Genomic DNA, 22,702 nt, shown 5'->3' on the forward strand with positions numbered 1-22,702 from the left:
AGCAATATGATAGCAAAGCATATTACTGTTGGCATTGTTGATGATGATTGTTTTTGTCTACACGGCCTAAAAACATATATTGAACAGGTTGTTCCGTCCTGCAATATTTGCTGGTTGTCAACATGTGCCGATCAAGCAATTCAGTTTTGTCAAAATCGATGCCCAGACGTGCTGCTAATTGACATGTATATGTCTGGGGTTTCGGGAATTAAAATATTATACGAATTGCGAAGAAGACACTCGCTCCCAATAATAATTGCTATAACTTCATTTCCTATCAACGATTATGCATTAAAAGCATCGGCAGCAGGCGCGCAAGGCATTGTTGGGAAAAACCACCCAGAAACTATTTGCGCTATGCTTAGCAGTATTATCCAAGGCGCGTTCAAGCCGCAAATAATAGGCAATCTTCATTTTGACGACACGATGACAGCATTTCAACGTTTGCAAAATAAGCCAAAAAAGGGACGCCTTGCTTTAACGGATCATGAGACTGAAATTGTAAAGTTGTGCAGTAAAGGAATGACTAATGCGCAAATCGCTAAACGTTTATTTGTTGAAACTTGTACTGTGGAAACTATCCTTCGTCGCGTGTTCAAAAAGTTGAATGTGACGAATCGTTCACAACTTATTACCACATGGCTGCATGATGAATATTTAGGAAATGATACACAATGATTATTTTCTTAATGCGTCGTTTGCGAGAAAAGCTTATTGACAATAAAACATTTTTACTATTGGGATGTTTGTCGAGCGCAATGGATGCATATATTTACTCAAATAGCGACAATGGCACAATACAACTTGTTATAGTTTACATGATTCTTGCTGCTATGAATCTGTTCCTTTGCTTGCTCCCGCATTTTATGAGCATGTGCTATATTTTTGTGCACCTCAGCATTCTTGTTATTCCTAGTCTGAATCTCCCACCAGTAACTTTCGGGCTCATCATATCATTTGTTTTTATTTCATATTTATATCCGATTCAATTTACACTACCTTTATTCTTAGTAATAGATGCATTACACTACGTTGCATACCGATACCTATCAACTTTGTCTTTCAAGTATCTTATTGCTTACCTTTTAATAAATATATTTTGCGTTTGCACTGGTATTATTTTGCGCATTTATCACCAAAAAATGGTTCTTTATGAAAAAGATAGGCAAACAATTAATAATCTTAATTTGGCTGTGCGAATGCACGATAAATTAACTAATAAGATTGCAGATATTGCACTACAAAGTAAAATAGCATTACTTGACAAGTCTATTTCTAAAAAGCAACGAGAAGCTATTGAAGAAATAAATGATTTGGCAGATCAGGCTTTTGAAGAAGGTCATAATATTATCGACATTCTACGTGGAAATACTGCTAAGCATGATGCTCGAAGCGAGTTCATTCAGCGCATTGAAGATACGCTACAAATGAACGACTCAATCAATGAATCATGTGGATTAAAAGGAAGATCCATATGCAATATATCTAGTAACGATATTCCTGAAGACATTAGCGATGAAATCATCTGTGAAGTTATTGAATTAATCGAAGAACTATATTTGAACATTCGAAAATATGCTTCTTTAGTTTATTACATCAGAATTTCGATACGCGAAAAACAAATTGTTATAAAACAGTTCAATGTTCGATTTTTGGGCAAGAAAAGTAAAGATGTGATTCGCGCAGTATCTCAAAAAGGGCTTCTGCTTCATCGCGATACCCTAAAGCATTTAGGCGGTTCACTTTATTTTCGAGCCTTTGGCAAGTATTGGGAATGTAATGCAGTTATCCCTTTCAAAAATGAACATAACCGTATAAATAGTATACTTTACTGATTCAGTTTAAAAGATTAATGAATCTTGAGTAGTTTTAATTAGTAATTATTTGTAAAGGTTTTCATATACAAGATATTGTTTACCTTTTAGCGCGACATTAATTTATAAATTGTAAAGGTTTTATATACACAATTATTTTCTTGTATTAGAAGGAGAAGAATATGAGTAATTTAGAAGATACAAAAGCACAAATTCCGTCCGTATTTTGGACAATAGCCAATGGCGTATTTCTTGCTAGCGGAATTGCGCTGATTGTAATGCGTAATGATTATCTATGGGGAGTGCCTCAAATTATCGCTGGATTATTTGGTCTTGCAACCATATTTCTCATTAAAAAACCGTGGTGCGCGCAACTATATTTTATCGTATCCTCACTAGCTGTAATAGCAAATGGACTTATGGAAATATTCGGCATGATCCACGGATCTGGATACGGTTATGTTCCGCTGATTATTGGCATAATCGTGCTTTTATTTATAGGCCTTGATAAGGATGAAAGTTCAAAAGCTCTTGGAATTGCCAAGAATAAATAAAAGCATTAGACTACGAATTTTAATATAAAAACATATCACAATTTTCAAAGGCCAAGCTATAGCAATGTATCCTACGACTTGGCCTTTGATTATTTATCTGTTAATGATTTGTTTTGCATAGAGTTTATATGTTACTGAGTGATTGACTTGCGCATAGCCCCAACCACATTGCATTAAGTTACTAAGCTTTAAGCGAACTTATTCGCTGCGGAGTAACTCCCGTAAGCTCTGCAACATCACGAACCGTCAATCCCTGATTCCTTAATAAGCGGACCGTTTCACGCATAAGCATAGACGCTTCTTCTTGAGTTTTTATAGCTGCAGATTTTGCATCTAACATGCGCTGAAGCATAAGCTCATCTTGCTCACTAAGTTTCGGAGTTACTTTCACGCCATTGACTTTAACATTTAAAGTTGCAGCAGCGTCTTTTACCATTGCTGCAACCTGATCAAGTCTACGTACTTGAGTAAATAATCCTGGTATTTCTGACACTTCTATAGCCCACCAGCCATCGCATCTGCGAGCTATAGCGGTCACCATTTGTAAACAAGTCGTTGCATCATCATGCTCAGTAGCACTCATTGATTAAGTCTTTTCTCCAACTCTTTTCGCTTCACACACATAAGTATATGCCTATTTATCAATTAAGTAAATAGGCATTGCATACAAAATCAGCACAATGAAGTTATACAAATGCAATTACATCACAGGACAATTAGTTTGCACATCCTGTTGGAATCCTGACGGATCTCCTAGTTTTGCTTTACGCATGTGCTCTTTGAAAAAGTTTCTCGTTGCATCATCACAACGGTCTGGACCCATAAACGGCATGCTAGGCACTTTTTCGAGCTCACGCAAAGCTTTACTTGCCGCTTGTTCATCACTAGCATACGTGTCTAGCCATTGCCGCTCCCAAGCACACTGATAATAATTAGATGCTTGTGTATCGCCATATCCACTCTGGAACTGAGCGTCTTTTTCTTCTCCAACCAAGTTTGCAGGAGCTTTATATTTTTCAGGCCAACTAAGCTTTGCAACGGACTCCTGATATTCCTTCTCTATATGAGCAAAATCAACAGTCTCTCTAGGTGAACTATTTTGCGAGCGCGCGCCACCCATACCGCTCGCATTATTGTTGCCTACTCCTCCACACGCATTAAACATAAGAATCGCACTAAGCACACCAACAATAAGAGTTGCTTTACCAATAGTATGATTATTCATTATTCCTTCTTTCTTATTTTTTGAAAATTAACGCAATGCTAATGCTGGCTGTAAACGCGATGCTTTTATTGCCGGCACCACACTTCCAGCAAGTGCTGTTATAAAAGCCGCAATAACAGCTCCAATAGCAGCTTCATATGGGTAAACTGGCGGACTAACTGGACTTGATGCATCCCAAAAACTTGATGCTATAGACACAAGACCAAAAGAAACAGCGACGGCAGCAATCGAAACTATTAGTGCTAAAATAATCGCACTGCCTAACACGAGTGAAGCAATCGACCATCTAGTAGCACCCAAGGCTCTACGTATAAGCAGTTCATGTGTGCGCTGTTCCAACGATGCTAAACCAATATTGATTAAACCTAACGCGGAAACAAAAAGCAATAATGCTGCTACGATAGCAAAACTTAATTGCAATACTGTTATCACATTCTCGTAATTATCACTATTATCATGTCTTCTAATTTCGTTTACTTGCCCACCACAACAGTCATAAAGAGCATCTGAAACATAAGATTTAATTGATTTTTGAGAACGATTTTCTTTATTTAACCAGTAGATTGAGCCTTGAGCTTCTTTTTGAGAATATTCCCAAAGAGTTGGAGCATAACGTAACAAGCCTAGAATATTCACGTATACTTTTGCCGAGTCTACGCCATCATTCACAACTCCAACAATCCTTATAGGACTCATTCGTGTTGTTTTGCGAGAAGTAATAAATGCTACTTCACCAATCTTGTATCTTTTGTTAGCAGATTGGTTTACTACCATTTCTAATGCGTTGTTTTTAGCGCTATTACTAAACCATCTTCCACTTACAATAGGTAAGTTATAAACTTTGTTGTATCCTGCCGTAGTGTAAACAGCATCAACATATTGAAGATTGCTGGTCTTATATTCTTCGCTTATTTTTACACTCTTCGAGGCTGGCATAGAAGCGCTAAACAGTAGTCCAGTGTTTGGTTGTAGCATAACGTTAGCGTTACGATTTGCGGATTCAATGCGATTTAAGAATTTGTTAAATACTGAATATTCGTCAAAATTTTGTGCTGAAAAAGTAATCTCGTATGTTGGTCTACGACCGTTTAGCTGTTCGTTAGTTGCAATAAGATAGTCCTTACCAACCGTGCCGATAAGCACTGACGCAATAACGGCAATGATGCCAATAAACATTGAAAAACCTGTGAGGAAGGATCTCATAGGAGACAGGCGCAAATCTTTAAGCAGCATAATCATAAAGAACACCGCCTTCCATAGTAAAAATGTGAGAGCAAGAACGAGCCACTTTCATATCATGAGTGACTAATAGTAATGTTGTTCCAGATTCTTGAACACGATCATGCAACACTTGAAGCACTTTTTCTCCCGTACTACTATCGAGCGCGCCAGTTGGCTCATCGCAAATAAGTAATTCGGGATTAGTAACTAAGGCACGCGCTATCGCGACTCTCTGCTGTTCACCGCCTGATAGCCTTCCAGGGTATTCGTTTAGTTTATCTTGCAATCCAACAGCACATAATGCTTCTTCTATCGTTTTTCTTCTTGTCTGCTTGCTTTGTTGTAGTCCTGCGTATAAAAGCGGCAACTCAACATTTTCTCTAATGCTTAAATGCTTAATAAGCGAATAGTTTTGAAAAACAAAACCAATATTTCTAGCGCGCATATGCGATACTGTACTATCACTACACTTTTGGATTGACTTGCCAGAATAATAGTATTTTCCAGTAAAATTTTTATTCAAAAATCCAATAATAGAAATAAGACTCGTTTTGCCAGATCCAGACCTGCCAACTACCGCATATGTTTCACCTTGGTTAAGTAGCATAGAAACAGAGTTGACAGTGGTAAGCCATTCGCCATTGCCTAGTTTTACACGCGCTGACACGTCTTGTAATTCAACCAGTGGAACAGGATTGTTCTCCATAATCATTGCACTCCTGGAATGAGATCAGGAGAAACACCTGCTACAACATCACCCTCATGCAAACCAGACGTAATTTCAATATTAGCGCCGTCACTGATTCCAAGACCAACTTCTTTACGCTCCCATTTATCGCCTTTCTTGTATGAGACTAAACCTTTTTGGACTCTTCCAGCAACCGCACTAACAGGCAGAGTTAGAACCGATTGTTTATGCTTGCCATTAAAAACAAGAGTCGCATTTTGGCCTGATTCTACTTCTGTGCTTTTATCTATTAAACACGTTAAAACTTTTGACGATACACTGGGTGTACTTTGCGCACTCGACTCATCTGTTTGAGTTGAATCAGCATTATCATTCTTGCTACTACCCGAGGCTGCAACATCTGTAGAAGTTCCACCGCTTTGTACTATTTGCAAACAATTGGTTGGCCCAACACCATCTTCAACTTGGAAGCGACCTTTAACATCTGCAATATCTGCAGAACGAAGTAAAGCTTTTGCGTTAAGACTTATTGAAAAACCTTCATATTTAAGAGTGAATAGCGGGAAAGATTTAGGCATGTCCGCAGATGATTCAGCTACTGACACAACTTTAGCGTCTACGGGAGCAATAACTTTGTTACCAGCATTGTAGCCTAAAATACTTCCAGCTTTTACAGCACTTCCTGCTTTTACCGATGGAGAAAAATTCCCTCTACTTACAGCAGTGATAACAAAGGTAGACGATTGTTCTATTGTTGCTTTACCCGACACAACTTGTGTTAAAGGCTGTTTTTTGACTGAAATAAGTGGAACTGAATCATGTGATGCCTGCTGTTGACTATCATCAACTGCTCTACCAGCGCACGCAGTAAGCAAACACGCCGGCAGAGCAGCCAACAAGAATACTTTCGTAAACTTACGCATAACACAAAGCTCCTTACTCACCAAACTCGTAAACGCATAGAATGCGTTGAAACGAGCCTCTCAAACTAATCCAAAATAAATAAAGTGCTTGATAATGCTACGATTAACGCTTTTCTGATTACCACTTTATTTAGAATTTCAGCTTTTGCTTAATAGCTTATAATCGCCGTAAAGAGTTTGCATCATACTAAATGATGATTTTTATTTATGATTCTTGAAGCTTGCGTAATACCAGAGAATAATCTATTTTGCATAGAGTTTATACGTTACTGAGTGATTGACTTGCTCAGAGATCTAATATCACTCTATTAAATCACCGCTTAAGGCTATCCTCGTTAAGCAAAAAATCGAATAGATCCATAACCGCAATGCACACACTTCTATCTGATATTTTCCAAAGTACTTTGGGTTTTGCAAGATAGGAAGATAATAAGATAGAAAAAATAGGAAGATAGTGCTAGCGAATTTAGGTAACTTTTTACTACTCACGATTTAAGTCTTAAGCAAATCGCCTGCACATTTGCGCTACTCAGAAAATCAACAATAACAGACATAGCACAGTAATAGACATGCGTATTACAAAAATGCGCTGACGCTTTGACACGTCTTCAAATCTTCTAGATTTTGTTAATAAAGACGAAGTCAACGCATCAGCGCTATCAAGTTATCAAGCTATCAAACCATCTACCTCAATGCTCTATGAGCTTGATTAAAGAATTCATACTCGTAAATGCATGAAGTCATATATGCTTGAGCAGCAAGAATTCGAGCCTGTGGGCCAGCTTCTTCAAAAGCTCTCTCAACAAATTTAACCGCCATTCTTACACCTGACTCAAAATCATGAGAAGAATACATTGAAATCCAATCATGATATGGGTTTTCAGGAGTATTATTTTTGACTAAAATTTGCCCCACTTCTTCATAAAGCCAATAGCATGGCAATATGGATGCAGCTCCAATCACGTAGTCTTCTGCCATTGTAGAAGCAAGTAAGTGATTTACGTAAGCTAATGTTACTGGCGAGCAAGGCGCATCAATGCTTATATTTCTGCTTCCAAGCCAATCTCTGTGCAACTGCGATTCCGCTTCTATGCACATAGCTGCGCCCGTAGCCCAATGCACTCTAGCCTCATTATCTGGCGTTTTAGCTCCAACAGCAGCTAGCGCGCGCGAATAACGCTTCAAGTATTCAGAATCTTGACTTATGTAGAAAGCAAACAAGTCAGAGTCAAGCGTTCCATTGCCTAAAGCCTCAATAAATGGCATTTTCATAATGTTGTTATCAACATCTGCACTAGCATCCCATAACGCTTGAGTCCAAGGACCACACGGCTCCACATTTGGCTTTCTAGCCTTGCTATGAGCTTTTATGACTACGCTTTGCGGAGTTAATCCATCTAAGCCATTCGCTTGCATATGCTCCCAAGGAGTTGACGAAGAATCTAATTCCAAACGATAATTACGAGCCGCATGGTTCACAGGCCCATGACCTTTTCCAACATGCAAATCTTTACCGCAAGCAATAGCTTCGTTAAGCCATCTTGACGACCACGCTAAAGCATTCGCTACAGTACTGTAATCGCTTAGCTTCTTTCCTTCTCGCAACGCTAATCCTATGCGCGTAGCGAGCGAGGAAGATAGCGAGCAGCCAGTGCCATGCGTTGTTGTTGTATCAACTCTAGGGCAAGGAACGTGCACTCTGTGACCATCTGGGAACACAACAGTATTTCCAGCATCTTCGCTTGTTAAGTGGCCACCTTTAACAATAACAATAGTATTGTTTTTTGCACTCCACTCGCTTGCTTGAGCATAAGCTTCTTCAAAATTGGATGCAGGCTGTTTATCGCATAATACTGCGAGTTCAGGTATGTTTGGCGTAATAACATCCGCAAGAGGCGCAAACTCGCGCATTGCATCTTCTGCAGACTTTTCAAGCAGCCTATCTCCCGAAGTTGCTACCATAACTGGATCTAACACAACAACAGGAACAGGATGATTTTTAAGCCAATTTTGAACTAGGCTAATATATGATTTGTCTCCAAGCATGCCGATTTTTACAGCATCAATAGTTACGTCATCAAATACTGCTTCTAGTTGCGCTTGCAAAAAGTCGGTTGGAGGAGTATAAACTTCGCGCACACCGCAAGTGTTTTGAGCAACCAAATTAGTTGTTACACACATTCCAAATCCATGTGATGCCGTGATTGACTTTAGATCAGCTTGGATTCCAGCTCCGCCTGTTGGATCAGTTCCAGCAATACTTAGTACGCGTGGAATAATCGGGTCTTCTAAAGATGGCAAAGAAGATGGCCTTAGGCTTGAATCATATAATTTAGAAATTGATTGCAAAGGTGCTTGAGCTTGCGAAAATTGATTATTCATTATTTTTATTCCTTCGTAATAGCATCGCGTAATTTGCGCGCTTCTTCGCAAGGATTTTGCGCAAGCATTAGAGCAGATACTACGCATAAACCATCTATTGAAGTGCTTTTAATAGGGAATACCGTATTTTCGTTAACGCCGCCAATTCCGAGCGTACTAATGCCGAGTTCTTTAGCGCGTTTAGCAATCTTTTCTACTCCTTCAACACCTAAAGCAGGAGCAGCGTCTGGCTTAGTGGCAGTAGGCCAAATCGGACCTATTCCAATAACATCAGGCAATGCCACATTTTCTTTAGCACATTCGTTATAAACGTAATCTAACTGTTCTAACTTTTCTATAGAAAGCCCAACCATCCATTCTGCAGGAATAGACTTACGCGCTTCAATATAAGGCGTATCTGTTTGCCCAACATGCAAGTTGAGTCCTAAGCTTTTAGCGCAATCTATACGATCGTCAACAAAAATCGGCACGTTTCCGCAACCATTAGCAAGCATTTTGTCTCGAAAGCTTTGAGCTTTATTATTAAAAGTTTCGCTATTTGCGTACTTATCGCGCAATTGAACTACGCTTGCTCCGCCTTTAACGCAATCAACTGCAATATCTTCTTCTGCTCGATTGCTCATCTTTGGGTCTGTTATAAAGTATAAAGACCAATCAACAGGGTCGAGTTCAAATTCAATATTCGCTAGTTTCAGCATCTCGTCTGCGCTCAAATCCATAAGCGCATCCATCCATAATGTTCTAAATGTACCTGGCGATGTTGAGCGTTGTGCTGCCCAAGTTCCTGCTGCAGCAGCGTGCACGTGAGCGGCAACTGTTGCTGCAAAAGGTCGATTTCGATTTGCTCCAACGTATGCTGCCACCAATGCGCCAAGAGAGCAGCCCGTTCCGACTACTTTCGTCATTATCTCGTGACCGCCCGAGACTCGTGCCGAGCATCCGTGACCATAAATAGCGTCTTTTTCGCCAGAAATAGCCACTACCGAGCCATAAAGTTTAACTAGCTTCTTAGCTGCTGCAACTGCCGAATCAACCGAATCTCCAGCATCTACTCCCTTACCGCCGCTTTCTTCTCCAGCTAAACCTAAGATTTCGGAAGCGTTTGCACGAATTACAGTAGGATGACTTTTAACGATTTCGCGCGCGTATTGCGTGCGTGGAGCTAAACCGCCAACTGCAACTGGGTCAAGAACCCATGGAGTGTGTGCTTTTACAGCTCCGCGAATTGCAGCATCCATAGATTCTTTGTCTACTGGCCTGTAGGTTCCAATGTTTACTAATACACCAGATGCGATTTGAGCAAATACTTCAGCTTCTTCTGCGTCTACGACCATTGCTGGCGATGCTCCAGCAGCTAGCAGAACGTTTGCAGTTATTTCTTGAACAACATTATTCGTTACGCAATGTGTTAGCGGATTTTTTGCGCGTAAAGCTTCGATGCATTCACGTACATCTTGCATGAATTGCTTGCAACGAGCATTAGTTGAGAATTCACTATTTTTAGAGCACGACACAGTAGTCATGATTTTCCCTTCGCTAGTACTAACTAGATCAGGTTCAACGGGTATAATCTCAGCGCTTATGCGCACCCCGAACCCATATTTGACTATATATGTTCGTTATGACGTTATTTACGCGCGACGACTTGGTTTTAAGTAATAAAAAAGCGGGGAGTCGAAACTCCCCGCTAGAAAGAATAATGCGGCAGCGTGTTAGTCTCCCACACCCTATCGAGTGCAGTACCCTCACCGTGTCAGGCCTTAGCTTCCGGGTTCGGAATGGGACCGGGCGTCTCACCTGAGCCATGACCACCGCAAAACTAGATTATACACTCGCATTAAGCGAGTGGCAAGCTGGCGGTTTGGGAACCGGACATGAACGCGAGCAAACAGAAGAAACAATCATCAAAATCAACAACTTAACCATAATCATGATCGCTTAACACTCCCTAATGTTAAGAGAATTAAACGATAAGCAATACAAGTAGTATCACAATCGCCCATTAGTACTGGTCAGCTCCACCCCTTACAGGGCTTCCACATCCAGCCTATCAACCACGTGTTCTACATGGGGGCTCACACACAAAGTGCAAGGAATGCTAATCTTGGAGCAGGCTTCCCGCTTAGATGCTTTCAGCGGTTATCCCTTCCAAACGTAGCTAACCGGCAGCGCCACTGGCGTGACGACCGGCATACCAGAGGTTCGTCCACCCAGGTCCTCTCGTACTATGGGCAGGTCTCCTCAACATTCCAACGAGCGCAGAGGATAGAGACCAAACTGTCTCACGACGTTCTGAACCCAGCTCGCGTGCCGCTTTAATCGGCGAACAGCCGAACCCTTGGGACCTGCTCCAGCCCCAGGATGCGACGAGCCGACATCGAGGTGCCAAACCATCCCGTCGATATGGACTCTTGGGAATGATCAGCCTGTTATCCCCGGGGTACCTTTTATCCGTTGAGCGATGCCACGTCCGTACGCCGGCACCGGATCACTATCTCCGACTTTCGTCCCTGCTCGACCCGTCAGTCTCACAGTCAAGCCCGCTTGTGCGATTACACTCAAAACCCGATTGCCAACCGGGCTGAGCGGACCATTGAGCGCCTCCGTTACTCTTTAGGAGGCAACCGCCCCAGTTAAACTACCCGCCAGGCACTGTCCCTAACACGGATAACGTGTCGAGGTTAGACGCCAGATATGGAAAGAGCGGTATTTCACTTGTTGACTCCACGCAAGCTAGCGCCCGCGCTTCACAGCCTCCCGCCTATGCTACACGATCCACACCTAACGACAATACCAAGGTATAGTAAAGGTCCCGGGGTCTTTTCGTCCTTCTGCGCTTAACGAGCATCTTTACTCGTACTGCAATTTCGCCGGGCTCCTGGCCGAGACAGTGGGGAAGTCGTTACGCCATTCGTGCAGGTCGGAACTTACCCGACAAGGAATTTCGCTACCTTAGGATGGTTATAGTTACCACCGCCGTTTACCGGGGCTTAAATTCACCGCTTCGCCAAAGCTAACGGATCCTCTTAACCTTCCGGCACCGGGCAGGCGTCAGAGCGTATACAGCGGCTTACGCCTTCGCACGCTCCTGTGTTTTTGGTAAACAGTCGCTACCCCCTAGCTTGTGCCACCCCCAACAGCTCCGCTTGTAAAAAACATCACCATCAGGGGTCTCCCTTATGCCGAAGGCACGGGAGTAATTTGCCGAGTTCCTTGGCCAGGATTCGCCCGATCGCTTCGGTATACTCTACCAGACCACCAGTGTCGGTTTAGGGTACGAGCGGAATCACACCTCACGTTGAAGCTTTTCTCGGCAAGCAGGATCACCGGAATCAGCCATACGGCCTACCCATCACGCCTCAGCTTAAACATCCCCCGGATTTACCTAGGAGACAGCCCACACGCTTAGCCACGGAAAACCACCTCCGCAGCCGGCTACCTACCCGCGTCACTCCCACGCTAACCTACTACCGATACGCTCCCAACACTAAACCAGAAGAAAACCCCGAAAGGCAATCAACCAGAATAACGAAGGTTAGTACTCTCAGATTCAGTTCGAACGGTGTAACACCGGTACGGGAATATCAACCCGTTCATCCATTCGACTACGCCTGTCGGCCTCGCCTTAGGACTCGACTCACCCGGGGACGACGAACGTGGCCCCGGAACCCTTAGTCATTCAGCGGACAGGATTCACACCTGTCTCTCGCTACTCATGTCTGCATTCTCACTCCCGTATAGTCCACGACAAGTTCACACTGCCGCTTCACCCCATACAGGACGCTCTCCTACCCCGCGTGAAAAAATCACGCAGTCGCGTCTTCGGTGGCGTGCTTAAGCCCCGCTACATTGTCGGCGCGGAACCACTAGACCAGTGAGCTGTTACGCACTCTTTCAAGGATGGCTGCTTCTGAGCCAACCTCCTGGCTGTCTATGCGACTCCACATCCTTTCCCACTTAGCACGCGCTTCGGGACCTTAGACGACGATCAGGGCTGTTTCCCTTTTGACGACGGAGCTTATCCCCCGCCGACTCACTGCCATGATAAACCTAACAGGTATTCGGAGTTTGGCTGCTATTAGTACCCGGTATGGGCCCGCAAGCATCCAGTAGCTCTACCCCCTGTAAGCAATAACATGACGCTGCACCTAAATGCATTTCGGAGAGAACCAGCTATCACGGAATTTGATTGGCCTTTCACCCCTAACCCCAAGTCATCCCCCCAGTTTTCAACCTAGGTGGGTTCGGTCCTCCACACGGTCTTACCCGCGCTTCAACCTGCTCAGGGCTAGATCATCCCGCTTCGGGTCCAGGACATGCGACTAAAACGCCTTTTAAAACTCGCTTTCGCTACGGCTCCCCCACCCGGGTTAGCCTCGCCACATACCACTGACTCGCAGACTCATTTTTCGATAGGCACGCCGTCACCCCACAAGAAGGCTCCGACGGATTGTAAGCGCACGGTTTCAGGAACTATTTCACTCCCCTCCCGGGGTGCTTTTCACCTTTCCCTCACGGTACTAGTACACTATCGGTCAGACAGGAATACTTAGGCTTACCCAACGGTCTGGGCAGATTCACGCGGGATTCCACGAGGCCCGCGCTACTTGGGAATAAACATAAAGAGACATCGCACGACCTGCTACGGGGCCATCACCCTCTACGGCTGGGAATTCAATCCCATTCACATAACACGATGTTTTATCACTCTCCTCAACCCCGTCAGAGGCTGAACAGTCAATCCCACGACCCCGAATACGCAACACCTGACGGTTATCACACGTACTCGGTTTAGCCTGATCCGCTTTCGCTCGCCACTACTCACGGAGTATCCTTTCCTGCAGGTACTGAGATGTTTCACTTCCCTGCGTACCCCCCACAAAACTGTGGTGACCACCCATAACAGTGGCCGGGTCTCCCCATTCGGAAATCCTCGGATCAAAGCCCACTCGGCAGCTCCCCGAGGCATATCGCAGCCCGTCACGTCCTTCATCGGTCCTGTCTACCAAGGCATCCACCATACGCCCTTACCAGTGATACACCAGTAAAAAGCCTATCGCTTAACTCTCTAGACAATAAATCATCACACTAAACGATCACAAAACGATCAAGCGACTCCACCAAAATGGAGCCGGTTGAAATTGATAAAAGTAAAAACAAGCAAAACCAAAAATAGTCTCACTATTCTTACTCGCGTCCACTATCCAGTTCTCAAACCACCAAACACCAAGAACACAAGCCAAAAACCAAAAAGCCTCAACCTGTAATCCAAGGGCTAGGACCGCAACCCCAAACAAAAGGGGGGTGGCAATCCGGGAACCCAAAAGCATGCCCAACACACTCACAAAAAAAACGTTAACTATTGTTTTCCACACCAGTAACCACACTCAACTGAGCGTGCACAAAAACTCCGTAGAAAGGAGGTGATCCAGCCGCACCTTCCGGTACGGCTACCTTGTTACGACTTAGTCCCAATCACGAGCCTCACCTTAGACGGCTCCATCCCAAAAGGGTTAGGCCACCGGCTTCGGGTGCTGCCCACTTTCATGACTTGACGGGCGGTGTGTACAAGGCCCGGGAACGCATTCACCGCGACGTTGCTGATTCGCGATTACTAGCGACTCCGCCTTCACGTAGTCGAGTTGCAGACTACGATCCGAACTGAGACCGGTTTTAAGGGATCCGCTCCATGTCACCATGTCGCATCCCGTTGTACCGGCCATTGTAGCATGCGTGAAGCCCTGGACGTAAGGGGCATGATGATCTGACGTCATCCCCACCTTCCTCCGAGTTAACCCCGGCGGTCCCCCGTGAGTTCCCGGCATAACCCGCTGGCAACACAGGGCGAGGGTTGCGCTCGTTGCGGGACTTAACCCAACATCTCACGACACGAGCTGACGACGACCATGCACCACCTGTGAACCTGCCCCGAAGGGAAACCACATCTCTGCAGTCGACAGGCACATGTCAAGCCCAGGTAAGGTTCTTCGCGTTGCATCGAATTAATCCGCATGCTCCGCCGCTTGTGCGGGCCCCCGTCAATTTCTTTGAGTTTTAGCCTTGCGGCCGTACTCCCCAGGCGGGACGCTTAACGCGTTAGCTCCGACACAGAACCCGTGGAATGGGCCCCACATCCAGCGTCCACCGTTTACGGCGTGGACTACCAGGGTATCTAATCCTGTTCGCTCCCCACGCTTTCGCTTCTCAGCGTCAGTAACAGCCCAGAGACCTGCCTTCGCCATTGGTGTTCTTCCCGATATCTACACATTCCACCGTTACACCGAGAATTCCAGTCTCCCCTACTGCACTCTAGCCCGCCCGTACCCGGCGCAAACCCACCGTTAAGCGATGGGCTTTCACACCAGACGCGACGAACCGCCTACAAGCTCTTTACGCCCAATAATTCCGGATAACGCTTGCGCCCTACGTATTACCGCGGCTGCTGGCACGTAGTTAGCCGGCGCTTATTCGAAAGGTACACTCACCCAAAAGGCTTGCTCCCAATCAAAAGCGGTTTACAACCCGAAGGCCTTCATCCCGCACGCGGCGTCGCTGCGTCAGGGTTTCCCCCATTGCGCAATATTCCCCACTGCTGCCTCCCGTAGGAGTCTGGGCCGTATCTCAGTCCCAATGTGGCCGTCCGCCCTCTCAGGCCGGCTACCCGTCGAAGCCTAGGTGGGCCATTACCCCGCCTACAAGCTGATAGGACGCGACCCCATCCCATGCCACTAAACACTTTCCCAACAAGACATGCGTCAAGTTGGAGCATCCAGCATTACCACCCGTTTCCAAGAGCTATTCTGGAGCATGGGGCAGGTTGGTCACGCATTACTCACCCGTTCGCCACTCTCACCAACCAGCAAGCTGGTCAGATCCCGTTCGACTTGCATGTGTTAAGCACGCCGCCAGCGTTCATCCTGAGCCAGAATCGAACCCTCCACGAAAAACTTCAATGAAGAGCCAACATAAGGCTCCAATATAAAAGAAAAAGACGAGACATTCTTTAAGGAAAGAACATCCCAACAAAAAACCTCACCATCATTTAACCATCTCTCAGGCACCCCACAATCTGTGAGGCTGACAATGAACTGGCAATAATTAACTAAATAAGTAGTACAGACACGCTCTTGAGTTCTCAAACCACCACCACACCAGCCGGCTCATCAACCTCAACCGAGGAGAACCAGCCGCGCTGAGCAGCAAGAGATAAACTTACACCAAAGCAAGCCCAAAAGCAAATCACACACAAGCCAACAAGCCAAAACCATTGAAACAAAGCCAAAACATCGGCGTGTTGAAAACACGATCAAAACACGATAAAAAGTCGCAAGCAACCACACACCAACAAAAACACAACAAAAATAATCCAAAAAAACAAGAAAAACACCCCCAAAACCCAAAACCCGGGAGTGTCGCAAAATCACACAAGCCAAATACGCAAAATAATCAAAACAAACAGCATATATGCACACAACATGTGCGCGTGCTATATATAGGTATATGAGAAATAGCGAGAAAAACAGCAAGAACAACGCACACCATCATATTGTTGTGTTAACAGGCGCAGGAATATCTACAAGCGCGGGCATTCCAGACTTTCGAGGCCCAGATGGAGTTTGGACTAAACACCCAGAGCAAATGAGTGTTTACGATATAGACGCATTTTTAAGCAGCGAAGAAGAACGCATGTACTCTTGGAGATGGCAAAAAGAGTCGCCAGTTTGGAACGCTCAGCCAGGAACAGCGCATAAGTCGCTAGTAAAACTTGAGAAAGCTGGGATGCTGGACTTAATCGCCACTCAAAACTTTGATGCGCTTCACGAAAAAGCTGGAAACAGCCCAGACATTATAGTGAACTTGCACGGAAGTATTGGAACATCACACTGCATGAGCTGCCACGCTAGCTACAATACAGCCGACATTATGCGCGACTTAGACGCACACCCAGACCCACATTGCAGGCGCGCGCTGCCGTACCGCGGAAACATGCCTTGCAACGGTCTTATAAAAACAGACGTTATATATTTTGGAGAAGCTCTGCCCGAAGGCGCAATGGAACGCAGCGCGCAGGCAATTATGCACGCAAGCGAGCTGTGGGTTATTGGCTCTACGCTAGAAGTGTTTCCAGCTGCAAGCCTTGTACCGCTAGCCGCTCGCGCAGGAGTGCCGATTACAATAATGAACCTGGGCGCTACGCAATACGATTATTTGGCAGAGCGCGTAATACGAGAAGATATTGCGAAAGCTCTGCCAAAGTTAGTGGACGAAACTATTGCAAGCTAACAGCGATTCCCTCCCACGGCGCAAGCGTGCCATTTTTAAGCGATTTAAGAGCATGATCCGCGCTGTAGGTAGAAATCATCACATCATCATACGATACGCCGCTAGAGGCGATATTACGCAACAATTCGGCGCTTTGAGCAGGTATTGCTACAGATGAATCCGTCATATTTACCATTACGAGCAACTTCTTTACAGAAGCGCAAGGCAAATCGCAAGCAACCGCGCTTGAAGAACTCACACCATGCTCAAGACCTGCCTCATCTGCCACATCTGCCTTAGCATTATCACAAGTCTGCTCAACCTGCCTAATAAACGCGTAAACGCACTCGTCATCCGCATCAACCAAATTCCAAGAACCAGCCGAGACAACAGGCTGCGAATGGCGCAACTCAATCAAACGCTTATAGAACGAGTAAACGGAATCCGAATCTTCCATTTGCTCCGCCGCATTAATATCTACATAATTAGGATTCACGCTAATCCAAGGCTGCGCATTATTTTGCGACGGAACATTAAAAGGCATGAATCCCGCATATTTAGACGCATTCCACTGCATTGGAGTTCGAGAATTATCGCGACCGCGCTTTGCGAGCGCATCCATCATAGACTCCGCAGACTGAATATGCGCTTCTTCTACGCGCTGCTTAAACATATTCAACGCTTCCAAATCGCGATACTGCTCGAGACGCGTAAAGTGCGCGTTTGTCATGCCAATTTCTTCACCCTGATACACGTACGGAGTGCCGCGATGCATGTGAAGAAGCATTGCAATCGCCTTAGCAGAAAGCACGCGCATCTCGTCACTAGCCTCGCTACCCCAGCGAGAAAGCGCACGCGGCTGATCGTGATTATTAAAGAACAGGCTCGCCCAACCAGCCTCGCTAACTGCTTGCTGCTGATCCGTCATTGCGCGCTTTAATGCTGTCAACTTAAGAGGAATAGGATTCCACTTAGTTCCATTTGCGCAATCAACATTAACTTGATCAAACAAGAAGAGCATGTCCAGCTCGCCATTAGCAGGATTTGTAATATAAGTGTTTCGATGCGCGGAAATTCCAGGAGCCTCGCCAACAGTTAAGAAACCTTCGCGACCCTTGAAAACCGCCTCGCGCATCTCGCGCAAAAACTCGTCTAAGCGAGGGCCATCGGAGCAGAAGAAATACGGCGAAGAGTAGCCGTCGTCGCCTGCTGGCGCATCTTCAATCTGCGAACCGTATTCTCCAGGCAAACGCCCTTCGCTATCTATGCGCTTAGAAATTTGCGTAATCACATCCATGCGGAAGCCGTCAATTCCGCGATCCATCCACCAATTCATCATCTTGTACACTGCAGCGCGAACGGCAGGATTTTCCCAATTCAAATCTGGCTGCTTTGGCGAATACTGATGGAAATAGTATTCGCCGCGCTTTGGGTCGTAGGCCCACGCAGAACCGCCAAAATACGAGCCCCACTTGTTTGGCTCCGCACCTGGCTCTCCAGGCACATGCCCTTTGCGTGCTGGCCTCCACCAATACCAATCCGCGTAGTCGCTAGAAGCATCTCTTGAAGCCTGGAACCAAGCGTGCTCGTCGGAAGTGTGATTTACTACCAAATCCATAACAACTTTAAGGCCGCGCTTGTGCGCTTCTGCCAAAAGCTCGTCCATATCTTCCAAAGTTCCAAAAAGCGGATCAATATCTTGATAGTCGGAAATATCGTAGCCGTTATCGTCTTGTGGAGACTTGTAAACAGGGCTAAGCCAAAGCACGTCGACACCTAAATCAGCCAAATAGTCAAGACGCGAAGTAATGCCCTTCAAATCGCCTATTCCGTCGCCGTTAGTGTCTTGGAAGCTTCGCGGATAAATCTGATACACAACTGCATTTGCCCACCAAGGGTTTGGCGTAGCGCCGTTTGTGCGCACAGATTGCGGCAAGTTCGCTCTATTAAAAGTAGTCATATAAACCCCATTAATATTTTTATTATTTATTTTTATTATTCACAACGTTTACAATTCTATACTTTAACTATCTTACAAGCACATTTTTTAAGCACTAACAATATAAAAAGCGGCCCGCAGTAAAACCGCGAGCCGCGCCTCCTTCTCATTCATTGTAAGAGCTATAGAGATACTATCTAAATTATTGCTGATTATGTAATCTAAATGCAAGCTCCGCCAAATGAACTCCGTGAGTCAAGAACTCGTGAGTGCGGCACACGTAGTCATTTTCGCGACCAAGCTTCGCAATATATCCGTTTATATAATCAACCTCTGTTTTGCGACCGCGACTCATATCTTGGTACATTGAAGGATAGTGCAAAGGATTTGCAACACGGCTCACATAGTCAATAGCCTCCAGCTCTTGCTGACGAGTATTGACCATACGGATTCCTGCGCGATCGCACACGTCGTACGCTTCGTTAATAAGTTGGCGAGCCATATCCATAGCCCCTGGATACGAAATAAACTGACCCATCTGAATCTGATACATTGTGCACAAAGTATTAACTACGGAATTAAAAACTACCTTCGCCATGCACGTGCCCTTGAAATCTTCCGTAATAGTAGGATTCAAGCCAGCAGCTTGAAAATCATCACGCATAGCAAGCTCAACATTGCTCACTTGCTCGTTCAACGCGCACATATTCATTGTACCAACGCCAACTTTACCAATAAAATCAACGTCTCCAGGACCATTCAGAACAGTTGCAATCATTGCGGTACCGCCGTAAATTCGATCGTCCGAGAAATATTGCTGAAGCTTTTCAAAATGACCCCAACCGTTCATTGCAGCGAACACAACCTGATGATCCTTAAACAAAGGCTTGCATCGCTCCAACATCTCCGCAAGCTGCATCTGCTTCATAAACACAATCCACACGTCTGGATCGCCGTCATAATCTTCTGGAGTATACATATTGATTGGCACAAGATGGCGATTTTCATGGTCACGACTAACCATTACTCCACCTTGCTCGCGGACTTTATTCACATTTTCATCCCAGGCATCAATAAAATCAACATGAATACCAGCCGTCTCCTGCAACAAAACGCCATAGCGATATCCCATAGCGCCCGAACCGATCATTGCATATTTCATGTCACTCATAATGACACCTCCCTGTAGGTAAAGTGGCGCCCATACATAAATTCATAAATTTCATTTATATGGATTACGCGCAAGCGACCACGAATATAACAAAAAGCAGAAGACCGAATGAGTGAAAAACAATCAGTCAACTGCTCTTTGGTTTTTATAGCATATTACACAGTTTTTTGAAAATGTCAAAATTTTTCTAATTACATCTTTACAGCGTTTCTAATTAAAAAATTATTCAGTTTTATCTATGATTTTCGAAAAAATTACGCAATAATTGCACACACTGCGATTCGCAAACGGAGCCAAAAACTTGCGGATGCGAGCCAATATGAGGATCTCGCAAAATATCCCAAACAGATCCGCATGCGCCAAGTTTTGAATCCCATGCGCCAAAAACAACGCGACTAATATGCGTTTGTAAAATCGCGCCAGCGCACATTGGACAAGGTTCCAAAGTAACAACAAGCGTGCAATCGCTAAGATTCCAAGACTTACGCACATCGGCCGCCTGCCTAATCGCAAGAATTTCTGCGTGAGAAAGAGGGTCCGCGTCTTGCTCGCGAAGATTAGAGCCGCGGCCAATAATCGCACCAGAACCATCTACAACAACAGCGCCAACTGGAACTTCTCCACAATCGTAAGCGCGCTTAGCAAGTCGCAATGCCTCTTGCATGAGTGGAACATATTCGCGCGCGCCGAAAGTCACATTAACCCCGAAGAAATATTGTGCAACGCAAGCCAAGAGCGAATATCGCCAAGTTCTTCCATGTGAACTGCGTGGTCAAGTCCGCGGTAACGCTTCTCTTCGAGCCATGTATGCTCCTCAAGCCAGGCTGCAGCCGCAGAAAACTCGTAAGGAGCAATAACAGCATCATCCAAGCCGTAGCCAAAGAAAACAGGCGTGTTAAGATCCGCAAGAACGTCGTCGTTAAGAGAAATATCTTTAGCAATATTAGGAGCTACAAAGCCAGAAAGCGCAACGGATGCGCGGTAGCGATCTGGATTAAGCCTAAGAACATGAATCGCAAGAGCCGCACCTTGCGAAAAACCGAATGGAACAACAGCGCGGTCTTCGGGAACGTTCGCCGCAACCCACTCATCAATCGCAGCAGCCGCAGCATACATATCTCGGTCTAAGTCATCTCCGTTAGGCACAGCATCATGGAACCAACTGTAAGCGCCTTGAGCCAAGCGAAGTGGAGCACGCAAAGAAATCGCATCGTTATAAGGAGCCACAACGCGCATTAAGTCAAGCAAATCGTCCTCGTTTGAACCCCATCCGTGCAACAGCAAAAGAAGAGGCCTTGTGGCATACGCAGCTGCTTCGCCTCGAGAATATTTGGCAACGCTTACATGCAAATCTTCGCCGAATCTGCCTGGAACAACGCTAGATTCTCGGCCAGCATGAAGGCCATTCGATGCGCCATCAGCGCTATCTTCGCTGCCAAAATCGCCATTATTGGCGTTGCTGCCATTGCCGCCGCCATTACCACTACCAAAATCGCCGCCGCCAAAATCACTATTGTTAAAATCGCCGTTATCGAACTCGCTAGAGATCACACCGTTATGATTAGTCATAATTACAGCATACGGCACAGCTTTGGCATTTATAAACGCGCGAAGGCTACACTAAACTCGCAAACGCTGCATAAAAATTTAACCCCAGCCGCTTGGACTGGGGTCTAAATTTAAGGAAAAAATATGAATAAGCTTTCGTGAATTACCTTTTAAGTTTTTCACTAATATTATGAAAACACACAATCCTTAGCGCTTATAGTGCGTTAGCTGATAACTTGCTGAAAGTTTTCTACTTTTCCCCTGATTTTTCTTAAAAATCAAGACTAATCAAGACTAATCAAATCTTAATTAAGACTAATCTTCCAAATTTGCGCGATAGAAATTCTCGTAAGACCTAGACGGCGTTGGGCCGCGCTGACCTTGATAGTGAGATCCGTTAACAGAAGAACCGTAAGGATTTTCGCATGGAGAGCTTAGCTGGAAGAAGCACATTTGGCCAATCTTCATGCCTGGCCACAATTTAACTGGCAATGTACTAACGTTTGAAAGCTCCAAAGTAATGTGGCCTTCAAAACCTGGGTCAATAAAGCCAGCCGTGGAATGAGTTAAAATTCCAAGACGGCCAAGCGAGCTTTTACCTTCTAAGCGCGCAGCAATCGTTGAATCCAACTTCACATACTCCCAAGTGGAGCCAAGCGCAAACTCGCCAGGATGCAAAATCCAAGGCTCATCAGGCGCAACCGCAAATTGCTCAGTAAGCTCGCCTTGATTTTCTGCAGGATCCACGTATGTGTAAGCGTGATTATTGAACAAGCGGAAGAATCGGTCGAGCCGCACATCAATCGACGCAGGCTGCACCATTTGTGGGGTCCATGGAGTCAAATCAATATGACCCTCGTCATGAGCTTTGAGAATGTCGCGATCAGACAACAGCATAACGTCAAATCTCCTTGCGATAAAACTTCGTAAAACAAACACTTAAACACACTTATATGCCAAGTGTAGCGCGTGCCG

Annotated in this window: 16 protein-coding genes, 3 rRNA genes and 1 riboswitch; of the genes, 4 read left to right on the forward strand and 15 right to left on the reverse strand. The window is 45.2% G+C overall.

The genetic code is table 11. The features are described 5' to 3' along the window. Positions 1-6 precede the first annotated feature (6 nt). The 3 genes from NYP65_RS03920 to NYP65_RS03930 all read left to right on the forward strand — a co-directional run bounded on the left by NYP65_RS03920 (position 7) and on the right by NYP65_RS03930 (position 2,368). A complete protein-coding gene (locus NYP65_RS03920; RefSeq protein ID WP_115761996.1) occupies positions 7-678 on the forward strand; it encodes a response regulator transcription factor in 672 nt (223 codons plus the stop codon). Next, positions 675-1,835 (forward strand): hypothetical protein, encoded by a 1,161-nt coding sequence (locus tag NYP65_RS03925; protein ID WP_060785710.1) that lies wholly within the window; start codon positions 675-677, stop codon positions 1,833-1,835. Before NYP65_RS03920 ends, NYP65_RS03925 begins: the two co-directional genes overlap by 4 nt. Before the next feature lie 161 nt (positions 1,836-1,996). Further along, the gene (locus NYP65_RS03930) at positions 1,997-2,368 is read left to right on the forward strand and encodes a hypothetical protein (RefSeq protein ID WP_115761997.1); all 372 of its coding nucleotides are present in this window, start codon (positions 1,997-1,999) and stop codon (positions 2,366-2,368) included. Between the two features lie 181 nt (positions 2,369-2,549). Here NYP65_RS03930 and NYP65_RS03935 read toward each other — a convergent pair whose 3' ends face one another. The 10 genes from NYP65_RS03935 to NYP65_RS03980 all read right to left on the reverse strand — a co-directional run bounded on the left by NYP65_RS03935 (position 2,550) and on the right by NYP65_RS03980 (position 15,751). Continuing rightward, positions 2,550-2,951 carry a transcriptional regulator gene (locus NYP65_RS03935; protein WP_004131321.1) on the reverse strand — a complete coding sequence of 134 codons (402 nt, stop codon included), beginning with the start codon at positions 2,949-2,951 and terminating at the stop codon, positions 2,550-2,552. A gap of 117 nt (positions 2,952-3,068) precedes the next feature. Then, on the reverse strand, positions 3,069-3,593 hold the full coding sequence (locus tag NYP65_RS03940; protein ID WP_115761998.1) for a hypothetical protein: 525 nt from the start codon (positions 3,591-3,593) through the stop codon (positions 3,069-3,071). 27 nt (positions 3,594-3,620) lie between these two features. Then, positions 3,621-4,832, reverse strand: a complete 1,212-nt coding sequence (locus tag NYP65_RS03945) for an ABC transporter permease (RefSeq protein ID WP_101896702.1) — start codon at positions 4,830-4,832, stop codon at positions 3,621-3,623. After that, the gene (locus tag NYP65_RS03950) at positions 4,816-5,526 is read right to left on the reverse strand and encodes an ABC transporter ATP-binding protein (protein WP_004131316.1); all 711 of its coding nucleotides are present in this window, start codon (positions 5,524-5,526) and stop codon (positions 4,816-4,818) included. Before NYP65_RS03950 ends, NYP65_RS03945 begins: the two co-directional genes overlap by 17 nt. Beyond that, entirely contained in the window at positions 5,523-6,425 is a 903-nt protein-coding gene (locus NYP65_RS03955) for an efflux RND transporter periplasmic adaptor subunit (protein ID WP_101889842.1), read from the reverse strand. Before NYP65_RS03955 ends, NYP65_RS03950 begins: the two co-directional genes overlap by 4 nt. A gap of 684 nt (positions 6,426-7,109) precedes the next feature. After that, on the reverse strand, positions 7,110-8,807 hold the full coding sequence (locus tag NYP65_RS03960; RefSeq protein ID WP_415702257.1) for a bifunctional hydroxymethylpyrimidine kinase/phosphomethylpyrimidine kinase: 1,698 nt from the start codon (positions 8,805-8,807) through the stop codon (positions 7,110-7,112). Positions 8,808-8,812: 5 nt separating this feature from the next. Continuing rightward, positions 8,813-10,330, reverse strand: a complete 1,518-nt coding sequence (gene thiM, locus NYP65_RS03965) for a hydroxyethylthiazole kinase (protein WP_473410644.1) — start codon at positions 10,328-10,330, stop codon at positions 8,813-8,815. Next, positions 10,319-10,410: riboswitch (TPP riboswitch) on the reverse strand. Its footprint overlaps the gene before it by 12 nt. A gap of 96 nt (positions 10,411-10,506) precedes the next feature. After that, a 5S ribosomal RNA gene (rrf, locus tag NYP65_RS03970) occupies positions 10,507-10,623 on the reverse strand. Positions 10,624-10,790: 167 nt separating this feature from the next. Then, positions 10,791-13,848, reverse strand: a 23S ribosomal RNA gene (locus NYP65_RS03975). A gap of 375 nt (positions 13,849-14,223) precedes the next feature. Then, positions 14,224-15,751: ribosomal RNA gene (locus tag NYP65_RS03980) — 16S ribosomal RNA — on the reverse strand. Together the 16S, 23S and 5S rRNA genes form the textbook arrangement of a ribosomal RNA operon. A 556-nt stretch (positions 15,752-16,307) precedes the next feature. Between NYP65_RS03980 and NYP65_RS03985 the strand changes: the two genes are divergently transcribed. Further along, positions 16,308-17,090 (forward strand): SIR2 family NAD-dependent protein deacylase, encoded by a 783-nt coding sequence (locus NYP65_RS03985; protein WP_016635875.1) that lies wholly within the window; start codon positions 16,308-16,310, stop codon positions 17,088-17,090. Here NYP65_RS03985 and NYP65_RS03990 read toward each other — a convergent pair. The 5 genes from NYP65_RS03990 to dcd form a co-directional block, all read right to left on the reverse strand. Further along, positions 17,077-19,029 carry an alpha-glucosidase gene (locus NYP65_RS03990; RefSeq protein ID WP_473410645.1) on the reverse strand — a complete coding sequence of 651 codons (1,953 nt, stop codon included), beginning with the start codon at positions 19,027-19,029 and terminating at the stop codon, positions 17,077-17,079. The genes NYP65_RS03985 and NYP65_RS03990 overlap by 14 nt on opposite strands. A gap of 181 nt (positions 19,030-19,210) precedes the next feature. Next, on the reverse strand, positions 19,211-20,179 hold the full coding sequence (locus NYP65_RS03995) for a ketopantoate reductase family protein (protein ID WP_060785743.1): 969 nt from the start codon (positions 20,177-20,179) through the stop codon (positions 19,211-19,213). 232 nt (positions 20,180-20,411) lie between these two features. Continuing rightward, a complete protein-coding gene (locus tag NYP65_RS04000) occupies positions 20,412-20,876 on the reverse strand; it encodes a nucleoside deaminase (RefSeq protein ID WP_415680965.1) in 465 nt (154 codons plus the stop codon). Next, the gene (locus NYP65_RS04005) at positions 20,873-21,748 is read right to left on the reverse strand and encodes an alpha/beta hydrolase (RefSeq protein WP_174191181.1); all 876 of its coding nucleotides are present in this window, start codon (positions 21,746-21,748) and stop codon (positions 20,873-20,875) included. The genes NYP65_RS04000 and NYP65_RS04005 overlap by 4 nt, the downstream gene beginning before the upstream one ends. A gap of 294 nt (positions 21,749-22,042) precedes the next feature. Continuing rightward, the gene (gene dcd / locus NYP65_RS04010) at positions 22,043-22,624 is read right to left on the reverse strand and encodes a dCTP deaminase (RefSeq protein ID WP_004131288.1); all 582 of its coding nucleotides are present in this window, start codon (positions 22,622-22,624) and stop codon (positions 22,043-22,045) included. Positions 22,625-22,702 lie beyond the last annotated feature (78 nt).

Source organism: Gardnerella sp. c12Ub_1, from assembly GCF_055804375.1.

Coding starts and splice junctions, on each gene's coding strand:
- NYP65_RS03935 (WP_004131321.1), bottom strand. CDS start 2,951: ATGAGTGCTACTGAGCATGATGATGCAACGACTTGTTTACAAATGGTG.
- NYP65_RS03930 (WP_115761997.1), top strand. CDS start 1,997: ATGAGTAATTTAGAAGATACAAAAGCACAAATTCCGTCCGTATTTTGG.
- NYP65_RS03950 (WP_004131316.1), bottom strand. CDS start 5,526: ATGATTATGGAGAACAATCCTGTTCCACTGGTTGAATTACAAGACGTG.
- NYP65_RS04005 (WP_174191181.1), bottom strand. CDS start 21,748: ATGACTAATCATAACGGTGTGATCTCTAGCGAGTTCGATAACGGCGAT.
- NYP65_RS03940 (WP_115761998.1), bottom strand. CDS start 3,593: ATGAATAATCATACTATTGGTAAAGCAACTCTTATTGTTGGTGTGCTT.
- NYP65_RS03960 (WP_415702257.1), bottom strand. CDS start 8,807: ATGAATAATCAATTTTCGCAAGCTCAAGCACCTTTGCAATCAATTTCT.
- NYP65_RS03945 (WP_101896702.1), bottom strand. CDS start 4,832: ATGATTATGCTGCTTAAAGATTTGCGCCTGTCTCCTATGAGATCCTTC.
- NYP65_RS03985 (WP_016635875.1), top strand. CDS start 16,308: ATGAGAAATAGCGAGAAAAACAGCAAGAACAACGCACACCATCATATT.
- dcd (WP_004131288.1), bottom strand. CDS start 22,624: ATGCTGTTGTCTGATCGCGACATTCTCAAAGCTCATGACGAGGGTCAT.
- NYP65_RS03955 (WP_101889842.1), bottom strand. CDS start 6,425: ATGCGTAAGTTTACGAAAGTATTCTTGTTGGCTGCTCTGCCGGCGTGT.
- NYP65_RS03920 (WP_115761996.1), top strand. CDS start 7: ATGATAGCAAAGCATATTACTGTTGGCATTGTTGATGATGATTGTTTT.
- NYP65_RS03925 (WP_060785710.1), top strand. CDS start 675: ATGATTATTTTCTTAATGCGTCGTTTGCGAGAAAAGCTTATTGACAAT.
- thiM (WP_473410644.1), bottom strand. CDS start 10,330: ATGACTACTGTGTCGTGCTCTAAAAATAGTGAATTCTCAACTAATGCT.
- NYP65_RS03995 (WP_060785743.1), bottom strand. CDS start 20,179: ATGAGTGACATGAAATATGCAATGATCGGTTCGGGCGCTATGGGATAT.
- NYP65_RS03990 (WP_473410645.1), bottom strand. CDS start 19,029: ATGACTACTTTTAATAGAGCGAACTTGCCGCAATCTGTGCGCACAAAC.